Below are 11837 nucleotides of genomic sequence, written 5' to 3' on the forward strand. Positions count from 1 at the left end.
ACGACTGACGCTCCTTCGACGCCGGACCCCGCCCGAACGTTGGCGGGAAACGGTCCCGATGCGGTCACGGTCGGGACTCGTGAAGGACACCGGGGCGCCGCGGCGGTGTCAGTGGGGTCTGAGAAAGTGGGCACATGAGCGCAACGGGTACGGGCAGCGGGCATGTCGTCGTCATCGGAGCCGGGATCGCGGGGCTGGCCGCCGCCCACCGGCTGCTGCAGCGCGGCGCGCGCGTGACGGTGCTGGAGGCGTCCGACCGGGTCGGCGGCAAGCTGCTGCCCGGCGAGATCGCGGGCGCCCGTGTCGACCTCGGCGCCGAGTCGATGCTCGCCCGCCGCCCCGAGGCCGTCGCCCTCGCCCGCGAGATCGGCCTCGCCGACCGCCTCCAGCCGCCCGCCACCGCGACCGCCTCCCTGTGGACCCGCGGCGCCCTGCGCCCCATGCCCAAGGGCCACGTCATGGGCGTCCCCGGCACCGCCGCCGCCCTCACCGGCGTGCTGTCCGACGAGGGCCTCGCACGCATCGAACGCGACGCCGACCTGCCCCGCACGGAGGTCGGCGAGGACGTGGCGGTCGGGGAATACGTGGCGGCGCGGCTGGGCCGCGAGGTCGTCGACCGCCTCGTCGAGCCGCTGCTGGGCGGCGTCTACGCGGGCGACGCGTACCGCATCTCGATGCGGTCGGCGGTCCCGCAGCTCTTCCAGGCCGCGCTCACGCACGACTCGTTGACGGAGGCGGTCCGCGAGATCCAGTCCAAGGCCGCCGCCAACCAGCAGACCGGGCCGGTGTTCATGGGCATCGAGGGCGGGGTGGGGACCCTGCCGCCGGCTGTCGCGGAGTCGGTGCGGCAGCGCGGGGGCGAGATCCTGACCGGGATGCCGGTGAAGGAGCTGCGCAGGGTGGGGCCGCCGGGAGCGGAAGGCGCGGGCGAGCCGCGTGCCTTCGGCCGCGGCGGCTCGGCGGTCGGCGGGGTCGGTCCCGCGCGCGCGGGAGACGAGTCGGCGGACCACGGGGCCGGACCGAGCCCCTCCGACGGCCCGCTCTCCCAGCTCCCCGCGGCGGCGCGGCCGCGCGCGACCTGGCGGGTCCTCGCCGGTGACCGTGCGCTGTACGCGGACGCCGTCGTCATCGCCGTGCCCGCCCCGGCCGCCGGCACGCTCCTGCGCACCGAGTCCCCGGCGGCCGCCGCCGAGCTCACCGCCGTCGAGTACGCCTCCATGGCCCTGGTCACCCTCGCCTACCGCCGCGCCGACATCACCCTCCCCGAGGGCAGCGGCTTTCTCGTGCCGCCGGTCGACGGGCGCACCATCAAGGCGTCGACGTTCGCCTCCCAGAAGTGGGGCTGGATCGCCGACGAGAACCCGGACCTGCTCGTCCTGCGCACCTCCGTCGGGCGCTACGGCGAGACGGAGATCCTCCAGCGCGAGGACGCCGACCTGGTGGCCGTCTCCCGACACGACCTGCGCGAGGCCACCGGCCTGGACGCCGCCCCTGTCGAGACCCGCGTCACCCGATGGAACGACGGGCTGCCGCAGTACCCCGTCGGCCACCACGCGCGCGTGGCCCGCATCCGCGAGCACGTCGGCAAGCTGCCGGGCCTCGCGGTCTGCGGCGCGGTGTACGACGGCGTGGGCATCCCGGCGTGCATCGCGAGCGCGTACGCGGCCGTCGACCAGATCCAGGGTGACCTTGGAATCGAAAGGGGTAGCGCGAAGCGCTTCGGTTGAGGGTGGTGGTGGGCGACGGGCGGGCGTGGAGGAGCTCACCGCCAACCCGGTGCGGAGTCTGCACGGAGGAGCGGGAGAATGAGGCCATGAGTGACGACGCCCCCACCACCGACCCGGCCCGGATCCCGAACAAGGGCAAGCTGGCCAAGGACCTCAACGAGGTCATCCGCTACACCCTCTGGTCCGTCTTCAAGCTGAAGGACGTGCTCCCCGAGGACCGCGCGGGCTACGCCGACGAGGTCCAGGAGCTGTTCGACCAGCTCGCCGCGAAGGACGTGACGGTCCGCGGCACCTACGACGTCTCGGGCCTGCGTGCCGACGCCGACCTCATGATCTGGTGGCACGCGGAGACCGCCGACCAGCTCCAGGAGGCGTACAACCTCTTCCGCCGCACCAGGCTGGGCCGCGCGTTGGAGCCGGTGTGGTCGAACATGGCGCTGCACCGCCCCGCCGAGTTCAACCGCTCGCACATCCCGGCGTTCCTCGCCGACGAGACGCCGCGCAACTACATCAGCGTCTACCCCTTCGTGCGCTCCTACGACTGGTACCTGCTGCCCGACGAGGACCGCCGCCGCATGCTCGCCGACCACGGCAAGATGGCCCGCGGCTTCCCGGACGTGCGCGCCAACACGGTCGCCTCGTTCTCCCTCGGCGACTACGAATGGCTCCTCGCCTTCGAGGCCGACGAGCTGTACCGCATCGTCGACCTCATGCGCCACCTGCGCGCCTCCGAGGCCCGGATGCACGTCCGCGAGGAGGTCCCCTTCTACACGGGGCGCCGCAAGGACATCGGCGAGCTGGTCGCGGGCCTGGCCTGATCGGCCAAGGGCCGGGCGCTCAGCGTGCGGCTGCCGCCCTGGCGGTCGGCGTCTTCCGGGAGTCGGCCGCCGGCCCGGGCCTCGGCTCCGGACGTGGTGCGCAGGCCGCGCGCCGCACCGGGAGCCGGCCCTCCAGCAGATACGCGTCCACGTGGCCGTTGACGCAGGGGTTCGGCCCGCCGACGATGCCGTGCGTGCCGGAGTCCCGCTCGGTCACCAGCACGGAGCCCGACAGCCGCCGGTGCAACTCCAGGGCGCCGTCGTACGGAGTCGCCGCGTCCCGCTCACCGGCCAGGATCATCGTCGGCGGCAGCTCACCCGGACCGGTCCGCACGTCCAGGGGCTGCTGCCGGGGCGCCGGCCAGTAGGCGCACGGCAGGTTCATCCACACGTTGTCCCAGGTCTCGAACGGCGCCACGCGCGCCAGCCGCGTGTTGTCCCGGTCCCACACCCGCCACTCGGTCGGCCAGGGCGCGTCGTTGCACTCGACGGCCGTGTAGACCGCGTGCGCGTTCTCCGCCTCGGCCGCCGCCTCCGGATGCGGCCCGGCCTGCTGGATCAGCGGCTTCGGGTCGCCCTTCAGATACGCCGACAGCGCCTGCGCGCGGTGCGGCCAGTAGTCGTCGTAGTACCCGGCCGTGAGGAACGCCCCCTGCAACTGCCCGGGCCCCACCTTCCCGCCCGCCGGCTCCACGGCCAGCCGCGCCGCCGCCTTCTCGTAGCTGCGCAGCACCTCCTGGGCCGTGTCACCCAGCCCGTACACGTCGTCGTGCTGGGCGATCCACTCCCTGAGGTCCGCCCAGCGGCCCTCGAACGCCGCCGACTGGCCGAGGTTGTTGCGGTACCAGATCTGGTCGGGGTCCGGGTTCACCGCCGAGTCGAACACCATCCGCCGCACGTGCGAGGGGAACAGCGTCGCGTACAGCGCCCCGAAGTAGGTGCCGTACGACGCGCCCATGAACGTCAGTCTCTCCTCGCCCAGCGCGGCGCGCAGCACGTCCAGGTCGCGGGCGTTGTTGAGGGAGGTGTAGTGCCGCAGCGCGCCGCCGGCCCGCTGCGCGCAACCGCGCGCGTACGCCTTCGCCTGCGCGATGCGCTCCCTCTTGTACGACTCCGAGGGATGGGTCGGCGCCGGCGAGGGCGCCTTGTAGAACCGCTTGGGGTCCTCGCAGGACAGGGGCGCGGAACGGCCCACCCCGCGCGGCGCGTAGCCGACGAGGTCGTACGCCGCCGCCAGCCGCTTCCACTCGGGGAGCGCGCCGATCAGCGGGAAGTACAGACCGGAGGCGCCCGGCCCGCCCGGGTTGTAGACCAGGGCGCCCTGCCGGGACACCCGGCGCTTGCTGTTGTGCGGGTCCTTGTGGGTGGCCCGGGTCCGGCTGACGGTCAGTTCGATCCGCTTGCCGTCGGGACGGGCGTAGTCGAGCGGGACGGACACCGTGCCGCACTGCACGCTGCCGGGCAGGTCCTCTCCCTTGGGGCAGGCGCCGAAGTCGATGCCCGCGGCCCGGGCCCGCGCCGCGGCCACCGCGGTACCGCGCACCTCGGCCGCGCCCGGCACGGCCGGGGCGCTGTCGGCCGGGGCGGCGGCGAGCGTGGTCAGGAGCAAGGACCCGGCAGCCGAGTAGAGGGCGGGGGCTCTCATCGCGTATCCCTTCGGTGCACGGCAGCAACAAAAGGGATATTTCGTTCCGTTGTGGGCGAAGGCAAGCACCGCCCGTCCGGTGTCGGACCCTATGCCTCCGTGCGCCCCCTGCGGGGCCCGCTGTCCGCTACCGCGCTTCGCGCCGGTACGGCTGCTCGCCGCCGTGGGCGAAGGCCGCGCGCAGGTCCGGTTCGCCGATCGCGCGGATGCCGTGGACGGCGACGGAGGTGAGATCCGTACGGTCGCCCCCGCCGGGTCGCCTGGTGAGGGCGCTGAGGAGGCGCTGGCCGGCCGGGGAGGCCCAGCGCGAGTACGGGTGGACCTCGATGCGTGCGATCGCGAGGCAGCTCAGGGTGAGCGCGAGCGGGAGCCCGAACCAGAGGGCGACCAGGTGCCGCGGCATGTCCGACTGGGCCGGCGTCAGCAGCGCGGCGGCGCCCAGCGCGGCGACGGCCACCACGGCGAGCTGCACCTGACGGATCCCCGCCGCGACCCCCGCCCGGGCCCCGTCGGGCACGGCGAGCCCCGCGCTGACCAGCCGGTCGGCGATGCCGCGCACCGCGTCCGTGGCGGCGGCGGTGGCCCGTACCGGCGCGATCAGCGACTGCCCCTCCGGCCCGATGGCCCCTATCACCGACCGTTCCAGGTCGTCCCGGCCGCGCGGGTCGACCACGGTCGCCCAGCCGGTGTGGGCGAGCAGCAGCCGCCGCTGGCGCGCCATGGAGACGAGGGCCAGGTCGGCGACCCGTCCGGGCCCGCCGGACAGGAACGCGGCCTCGTACAGCGTCAGATCGTGTACCCGGCCCGCGTCCGCGTCGACGGCCGCCGCGCGTACGGCGGCCAGGCACAGCCGCGTACACGCCGTGCCGGCGGCGGCCCAGGCCAGCAGCAGGAGAAGGACCCAGTACATGTGGATTTTCTATGCGACCGGGTCGGGGCGGCGCCATGCCTTGTTCACGATCCGGGCCAGGAGTTGCCGGTATGTGACGTTCCGGTCGGTGTCGCGGTCACTGATCCGGTGGGGGCGGCGGACTGGTGGCGGGCGGGGGGAGCGGATAGCTCGGGGATGCCGCCGGGGTCGCCGGGGTTGTTGGGGTCGCTGGGGTCACCGGGATCGCCGGGCTCGGGTCGGCGAGCGGGGCGGGCGGGGCCGGGGAGTTGGTGAGCGGGGGAGTGGAGCCGGCGGCCATCTCCTGGGCGAGGGCGTCGAAGTCGACGTAACCCGTGGCCTCCAGGACCTTGATGTGGTCCAGCACGGTCGTGTTCGCGTCGTCGGCGAGGGCCCGCACCAGGGAGTTGCGGGTACTGGCGCGCACCTGGGCGACGACCGAGAACACCTTGCCGTGCGCCAGCCGCAGGATGTTGGCGAAGTCCCGGTCGTAGGTCACGCCCTGGGCCGCGGTCAGCGTCTGGAGCCACTGCTTCTGCTGCTCGTTGGGCTCGTTGGGCAGTGCGAGACCGAGCTCGGACGCGACGTCACGCACGCGTTCGTCCAGGAACATGTGCCCCTCGATGAGGTGCTGTCCCGCCGTCTTCACGGCCTGGGTGGTGCCCTTCTGCTGCGCCTGCTGTCCCGCGGGCAGCTCCCACAGTCCGGCCAGCCGGACCTTCGTGACGAACTCGCGGTCGAGCCCGGACAGCGGACCGTACTTCGTCGACACGGTCTCGGCGTTCAGCACGTCCACGCCGGTCCCGGAACGGTCGGCGTACGACCAGATCGGGAAGATCAGCGCCACGAGGGTCGCGGTCAGGCAGGTGATGATGAGACCGGTGCCGGTGAATATGCCTCTGCCGTTGATGGGGGGTCGGGGTCGCATGGTGCCTCCTGCTTGCGGCACCGCACGCTAGTGCGTTTCGGGTGCGGGATTGACATGTTACTGCGGGGTCTACGCCAACTGCCGTACGGGGGCGAATGGTCGTATCGGGGGCGTTGCAGGGTCGATGGAGGAGGGGAGCGGGGTGCGTTTCGTGACAAACGCGGGTGAGGCGCGGGCGGGGTGTGGGCTGTCGTCGAGCGGTGTTAACCCCGGCACAGTCGGGGGTGGGGGGTGCGCCTAGTCGGGGTGCGGGGTGCGGCGTAGGGCGGTTGGGCGGTTGGCCGGTGCGGTGGGGTGCGCAGCCCGGCGTGGCGGGGTGCCGCCCGCGCCCACCCGTGCCGCCCTAGGCGGCACGATTGCCCGCGGACTGACGGCCTCGGCGCCCGCGTGCTGGGGGCTCGACGTCCGCGGACTGCCGGCCCCGGCGCCCGCGTGCTGAGGGCTCGGGGTCCGCGTGCTGGGGGCTCGGCGTCTGCGGACTGGCGGCCCGGCGTCCGCGTGCTGGGGGCTCGGGATCCGCGGACTGGCGGGCCCGGCGTCCGCGGATCGGCGGGCTGGGATGGTCCTGGAGTGGCGGGTTGGGCAGCCTGTCGGTTGGCCGCGGACTGAGGACGTCGGCGTCTGCGGACCGGCGGCCTCGGCGCACGGGTCCTGGCCGGCTTGGTTGCGCGCGGAGAGGCGGCCTCGGCGTCTGCGGACCGGCTGCCTCGGCCGTTTGCGGTTTGGCGGCCTCGGCGTCCGCGTGCTGGCGGTTCCGGCGTCAGCGGATAGGCGGGTTCGGGTGCCTGTTGGTTGGCCGCCTCGGTTGTCCGGGTCGGCGGGCAGGGCTGGGCCTGGATTTGGGGTGGGCCGTCGTGGATTGGCGGTCTCCGCTGACCGCGGGTTGGTGGCCTGGGGCGACCGCTGCGGGCGGCAGGGACTGCGCTCAGCAGGCGGCAGGGGCCTGCGCTCAGCGTCGCAGCAGTGCCCGGCGTGTTGCTCGGGCCAGTCTTACCGTCGGTCGTTGGGAGCGCGGGGTCGATCCCGAGCGGTCGAGCCACCACTCGCGCAGGGCGCGTCGGGCCGCCGGGTTCTCCAGGCGGCCGGCGAGCAGGACGTGTTCGGCGAAGTCCAGGGCGTCGCGGCGGTAGCCGGCGGTCATCGGGTGGCCGGGGGCGTAGGCGAGGAAGGCGGGGCGGTAGGCGGTGCCGAGGATCTCCGGGAGTTCCGGGGCGATCTTGGCCACGACGTCCGCACGCTTTCCGGCGAGGGCCCGGGCCTGCACGCCCAGCCGTACCCGGTCGAAGCCTTCCGGTACGGGTGTCCCCGCGACCAGCGCGGACAGCAGGGCCGTCTGCGCGAGGGCGAGGCGCTGGCGGGTGAGGTCGTCGGCGGTCGTAGCCGGTGACGAGGGGGCGGGCGTCGGCGTACCGGCGGGCGCGGGCTTCGCGCCGCCCTTGGCCAGCGCCTCCCGTATCGACCCCAACTCGGCCTCCAGCTCGGCCGGTTCGGGGAAGTTCTCGTCCCGCTCCAGCAGGACGCCCGGTGGGGACACCCGGGACGCGAGGTCGGTCAGGATGTCGAGGACCGGGCGGGGGACCGGGTGGGCGTGGCTGTCGTGCCAGACACCGTCGCGTTCGAAGCCGCCCGCGACATGGACGTACGCGACGGCCTCCAGGGGCAGTTCGGCGAGCGCCTCGGCCGGGTCCTCGCCGCGGTTGACGTGGTTGGTGTGCAGGTTCGCCACGTCGATCAGCAGACGTACGCCGGTCCGGTCGGCCAGCTCGTACAGGAACTGTCCCTCGGACATCTCCTCGCCGGGCCACGAGATGAGCGCGGCGATGTTCTCGACGGCGAGCGGCACCGGCAGCGCGTCCTGCGCGATGCGGATGTTCTCGCACAGCACGTCGAGGGCGTCCCGGGTGCGCGGGACGGGCAGCAGATGGCCGGCTTCCAGGCGCGGGGAGGCCGTCAGCGGCCAGCCCGCCCGGACGAACGCGATGTGCTCGGTGACCAGCGGCGAGCCCAGCGCCTCCGCGCGCTCGGCGAGGGCGGTCAGCCGGGCCTCGTCGGGGCGGTCCGCGCCGCCGAGGCCGAGCGAGACGCCGTGCGGGACCACCGTGACCCCGCGTTCGCGCAGCCGCAGCAGCGAGTCGGGGAGGTGCCCGGGGCACACGTTCTCGGCCACGGCCTCGACCCAGTCGATGCCGGGCATGCGCTCCACGGCGTCCGCGATCTCGGGCCGCCAACCGATGCCCGTTCCCAGTCGCTTCATGGTCCCCTCCTCGGCTTCCTCCGGATCCGCGGTGCCGCCTCCTCGGGCGTGACGGAGGTATGGCCCCGCCGGGCGGCCCCGAACCCCTCCGCACGCTCCTTCAGAGCAACATTTGAGGTTCGGGCGGGCCTCGGGCAGTGCCTGGAGATACGCGGGAGCCACCCCCGCTGTTCAATCAGCGGGCGAAAACGAGCGGCCGATACACCCCCGCCGGTCAGCGCAGTGCCGGGTGGTCGGCGACCACCGTGCACGATCCGGGTGCGATCTCGGTGAACCCGGCATCCCGCACCAACGGCAGCCCGAGCGTGGTGAGTTCGCCCCAGCGGCCGGGGTCCGCGGTCCGCACGGCCAGCGGGAAACCGGCGTCACGCCACCCGGCCCGCTCCTCCTGCGACAGCTCCCACCAGGCGAGCTGGGCACCGTGCCCGGCCTGCGCCATCGCCTTGCCGGCCGACATGTCCAGTTCCGGGTTCAGCCACAGCACGGGCACCGAGCCGTCCGCCGCCACGGGCGGCTCCGGGTCGTCGAGGTCCGTGCCGGACACCTGGAGCCGGGCCAGATCCTTCGGCCAGCCGTCCAACGGCACCGGCGGGAAGACCCTGACCTCCGCGGACTTCCCGGTGACGGTCACACCGGGCAACGCCTCGGCCCGCCGCCACTCCGCACCGCGGGCCCGCCGCACGACCTTGCGGATCCGGGCGTCCTGCCATGCGCGCACGGTCTCGGCCCAGTCGCCGTCCCCGAGGGACCGCTCGTCGCTCAGCATCACGAGTACGGCACGGGCGGCGGTCTCCAGAGCGTCCGTACGGGCCGGGGGAGCGCCCCGCTCGATACGCACGACGAGCGGCAGCACGAACTGCGGTGCGACATCGCGCTCACCGGGCTCGGACCGGAAGGGGCTTTCGTTCACGGGCGTCGACTCATTGCTCACCCGCACAGTCTGCCAACCGGGGGACGGGAACCTACCCTGGGTGTATGAGCGAGGACTACTGCACGATCCGCGAGGCGCCGACACCGCCGAAGGCGGACGGGCCGCCGTACGCGGAGTGCGTCCTGTGCCGGAAGCCCACGGAGTACCCGGAGTCGTACAAGGGGATCACCCTGTGCCCGGTGTGCGAGTGGCAGGAGGCGCAGCGGACGGCCTGCTCGGGCTGAGCGCCGCGTCCCCGATGAGCTCGGACACCTTCACGAACCGGTACCCCCGCTTCCGCAGTTCCGGCACGATCACGCGCACGGCCCGCTCGGTCGCCGGCGCCGCACTGCGCGTGCAGTGCATGACGACGACCGACCCCGGCCGCACCCCCTCCAGGACCTGCCGGGCCACGGCGTCCGCGTCCGTCGCGAACGCGTCCCCGCCGACCACGTCCCACTGCACGGCGGTGACCCCGGCCGGGGTCAGCGCTTTCAGGGCCTGGCGGTCGTAGCAGCCGCCGGGAAAGCGGAAGTACGGCATCGGATCGGGCACCCCGGCCTCGCGGAACGCCCCGTACGCCCGCTCCACGTCCGCGCGCATCCGGTTCTCGGAGACGGTCGGCAGCCCGTAGCAGTCGTCGGTGAAGGCGTAGTGGCTGTAGGAGTGGTTGGCGACCTCGAAGAGCGGGTCCCGGCCGATGGAGCGGGCCTGGGCCGGGTACTCCTCGGCCCACCGGCCCGTCATGAACACCGTGGCCGACACCTTCAGCGCGCGCAGCGTCGCGATCAGCCGCGGATTGTCGAACCGCTCGCCCGTCGCCGCCCGGGGCCCCTGGCCGGCGGTCATGTCGGCGTCGAAGGTGAGCGCGACGGTCCTGTCCGAGGCGCGGTGAGGGCCGTTCTCGAAGACGGGGGTCAGGCCGGCCGGGCCGGGGGCGAGGGTCGGCGGCCGGGACGGGGTCGCCGAGGACGCGGAGGGGGCGGGGCGAGCGGGCTGGGGCGCCTGAGGAGTGCCGCAGGCGGCGAGAGCGGCGAGGGTGGCGGCAAGGCCGCAGGCGGTGGTGACACGACGTACGCGAGTGATCACCGTAGGAACGTATGATGATCGTCTCGCTATGGGCGCAGGCGCGGCTGCTGTGTCACCCGGTCAGATCTCCCGCTGCTCCAACGGCCGCGTCGCCGGTCCCTGGACCACCTTGCCGTCCGTGTCGAAGCGCGAGCCGTGGCACGGGCACTCCCACGCGCACTCGGCCGCGTTGAAGGCGACCAGACAGCCCATGTGGGTGCAGCGCGACGAGAGGGCGTGCAGATGGCCGGCCTCGTCCCGGTACACCGCGAGCCGGTCGCCGTCGGCACGGACGACGGCGCCCTCGCCTGGCGGCAGCGCCTCGACCGGCGGCGGCGGCCGCAGCCGGTCGCCGACGAAGTGGCGGGCGACCTGCGCCTGGTGCTTGAGGAACGACGGCGCCTCGCGGACGGTCGAGCGCAGCCGGCGCGGGTCGTACAGCTCGCTCCACGCGCACTCCTCGCCGGTGATCTGCGCCGTCAGGAGACGGCCCGCCATCATCCCGCCGCTCAGGCCCCAGCCGCCGAAGCCGGTGGCGACGTAGGTGTGGTGGGCGCCCGGGTGCATCGGGCCGACGAGCGGGACGGTGTCCGTGGGGTCGTTGTCCTGGGTGGCCCAGGCGTGGGTGAGGGTGACGTCGGGGAAGTGCTCGGCGGCCCAGTCGGACAGGTGCTGGAAGCGGGAGCGGGTGTCGCCGGTGCCGGGCGTGAAGTGCTCCCCGGTGACGATGAGCAGCCGGTCCTCGCCGTGCGGTGCCGTACGGACCGACCGGGTGCCCTCGTCCGGCGTGATGTACATGCCGTCCGGGTCCCGGTCGGCGCCGATGGTCCCGGCGACGACCAGCTCGCGGCGCGGGGAGAGCCGGGTGAACAGCAGGGCGCGGTCGAAGACCGGATAGTGCGTGGCGACCACGACGTCCCGGGCGGTCACCCGCGCCCCCGCGTCGGTGGTCAGCCGGCACGGCTCGCCCTCCTCCAGGCCCACCACCGTCGTGTGCTCGTACACCTGCCCGCCCCGCGCTACCAGGTCGTCGGCGAGGGCCAGCAGGTACTTGCGCGGATGGAACTGCGCCTGCCCGGTGACCTTCACGGCGCCCGCCACGGCGAACGGCAGCCCGGTCTCCGTGACGAAGGAGGCCGGCAGCCCCGCCTCCCGCGCGGCCGCGGCCTCGGCGCGCAGCTCGTCGATCCGGCCCGGGTCGCAGGCGTACGTGTACGCGCTCCGGCGCTCCCAGTCGCAGTCGACGCCCAGCTCCTGCGCGGTCTGCGCGGCCCGCTCGATCGCCTCGGACTGCGAGCGGGCGTACAGCCGTGCGCCCTCGGGGCCGCGGGTGCGCCGCAGTTTGTCGTAGATCAGGGTGTGCAGGGCGGTGAGCTTGGCGGTGGTGTGCCCGGTGACGCCGGCCGCCACCCGCTCGGCCTCCAGCAGCGCCACGCGCTGCCCGGCCCGCGCCAGCTCCCAGGCCGTGCTCAGCCCGGCGACTCCGGCGCCGATCACGGCCACGTCCACCTCGATGTCGTCCGCCAGCGTGGCGCGGTCCGGGCCCTGTGCGGTCTGGAGCCAGTACGAGCCGCTGACGTGCGGGTTCTCGGTCATGC

Annotated in this window: 10 protein-coding genes; 3 read left to right on the forward strand and 7 right to left on the reverse strand. The window is 73.9% G+C overall.

The window, feature by feature from the left end; translation table 11 throughout:
• Positions 1 to 134: 134 nt before the first annotated feature.
• Positions 135 to 1727 (forward strand): protoporphyrinogen oxidase, encoded by a 1593-nt coding sequence (gene hemG / locus QFZ76_RS37935; RefSeq protein WP_307677904.1) that lies wholly within the window; start codon positions 135 to 137, stop codon positions 1725 to 1727.
• An 86-nt stretch (positions 1728 to 1813) separates the two neighbouring features.
• Positions 1814 to 2545 (forward strand): hydrogen peroxide-dependent heme synthase, encoded by a 732-nt coding sequence (gene hemQ / locus QFZ76_RS37940; protein WP_266432507.1) that lies wholly within the window; start codon positions 1814 to 1816, stop codon positions 2543 to 2545.
• A gap of 19 nt (positions 2546 to 2564) precedes the next feature.
• Here hemQ and QFZ76_RS37945 read toward each other — a convergent pair whose 3' ends face one another.
• The 5 genes from QFZ76_RS37945 to QFZ76_RS37965 all read right to left on the reverse strand — a co-directional run bounded on the left by QFZ76_RS37945 (position 2565) and on the right by QFZ76_RS37965 (position 9198).
• Positions 2565 to 4190, reverse strand: a complete 1626-nt coding sequence (locus QFZ76_RS37945) for an alpha/beta hydrolase (protein ID WP_307677905.1) — start codon at positions 4188 to 4190, stop codon at positions 2565 to 2567.
• Positions 4191 to 4317: 127 nt separating this feature from the next.
• A complete protein-coding gene (locus QFZ76_RS37950) occupies positions 4318 to 5100 on the reverse strand; it encodes a TIGR04222 domain-containing membrane protein (RefSeq protein ID WP_307677906.1) in 783 nt (260 codons plus the stop codon).
• 97 nt (positions 5101 to 5197) lie between these two features.
• On the reverse strand, positions 5198 to 6007 hold the full coding sequence (locus QFZ76_RS37955; protein WP_307677907.1) for a DUF4142 domain-containing protein: 810 nt from the start codon (positions 6005 to 6007) through the stop codon (positions 5198 to 5200).
• A gap of 949 nt (positions 6008 to 6956) precedes the next feature.
• Positions 6957 to 8261, reverse strand: a complete 1305-nt coding sequence (locus QFZ76_RS37960; RefSeq protein ID WP_307677908.1) for a DUF692 domain-containing protein — start codon at positions 8259 to 8261, stop codon at positions 6957 to 6959.
• Positions 8262 to 8475: 214 nt separating this feature from the next.
• On the reverse strand, positions 8476 to 9198 hold the full coding sequence (locus QFZ76_RS37965; protein ID WP_373464409.1) for an aminoacyl-tRNA hydrolase: 723 nt from the start codon (positions 9196 to 9198) through the stop codon (positions 8476 to 8478).
• 38 nt (positions 9199 to 9236) lie between these two features.
• Between QFZ76_RS37965 and QFZ76_RS37970 the strand changes: the two genes are divergently transcribed.
• Positions 9237 to 9416, forward strand: a complete 180-nt coding sequence (locus QFZ76_RS37970) for a hypothetical protein (RefSeq protein ID WP_307677910.1) — start codon at positions 9237 to 9239, stop codon at positions 9414 to 9416.
• On the opposite strand, the gene QFZ76_RS37975 is transcribed toward QFZ76_RS37970, so the two are convergent.
• Both QFZ76_RS37975 and QFZ76_RS37980 read right to left on the reverse strand, forming a co-directional pair.
• Positions 9358 to 10260 carry a polysaccharide deacetylase family protein gene (locus tag QFZ76_RS37975; protein ID WP_307677911.1) on the reverse strand — a complete coding sequence of 301 codons (903 nt, stop codon included), beginning with the start codon at positions 10258 to 10260 and terminating at the stop codon, positions 9358 to 9360. The two genes, QFZ76_RS37970 and QFZ76_RS37975, sit on opposite strands and share 59 nt — an antisense overlap.
• Before the next feature lie 60 nt (positions 10261 to 10320).
• Positions 10321 to 11835, reverse strand: a complete 1515-nt coding sequence (locus tag QFZ76_RS37980; RefSeq protein WP_307677912.1) for an FAD-dependent oxidoreductase — start codon at positions 11833 to 11835, stop codon at positions 10321 to 10323.
• Between the last annotated feature and the right edge of the window lie 2 nt (positions 11836 to 11837).

The sequence above is a fragment of the Streptomyces sp. V4I2 genome, from assembly GCF_030817655.1.
GTDB classification, from domain to species: domain Bacteria; phylum Actinomycetota; class Actinomycetes; order Streptomycetales; family Streptomycetaceae; genus Streptomyces; species Streptomyces plumbiresistens.

Excerpts from the sequence above, each read along its gene's own strand:
- QFZ76_RS37955 (WP_307677907.1), bottom strand. The coding sequence starts at position 6,007 with ATGCGACCCCGACCCCCCATCAACGGCAGAGGCATATTCACCGGCACC.
- QFZ76_RS37960 (WP_307677908.1), bottom strand. The coding sequence starts at position 8,261 with ATGAAGCGACTGGGAACGGGCATCGGTTGGCGGCCCGAGATCGCGGAC.
- hemQ (WP_266432507.1), top strand. The coding sequence starts at position 1,814 with ATGAGTGACGACGCCCCCACCACCGACCCGGCCCGGATCCCGAACAAG.
- hemG (WP_307677904.1), top strand. The coding sequence starts at position 135 with ATGAGCGCAACGGGTACGGGCAGCGGGCATGTCGTCGTCATCGGAGCC.
- QFZ76_RS37945 (WP_307677905.1), bottom strand. The coding sequence starts at position 4,190 with ATGAGAGCCCCCGCCCTCTACTCGGCTGCCGGGTCCTTGCTCCTGACC.
- QFZ76_RS37980 (WP_307677912.1), bottom strand. The coding sequence starts at position 11,835 with ATGACCGAGAACCCGCACGTCAGCGGCTCGTACTGGCTCCAGACCGCA.
- QFZ76_RS37950 (WP_307677906.1), bottom strand. The coding sequence starts at position 5,100 with ATGTACTGGGTCCTTCTCCTGCTGCTGGCCTGGGCCGCCGCCGGCACG.
- QFZ76_RS37970 (WP_307677910.1), top strand. The coding sequence starts at position 9,237 with ATGAGCGAGGACTACTGCACGATCCGCGAGGCGCCGACACCGCCGAAG.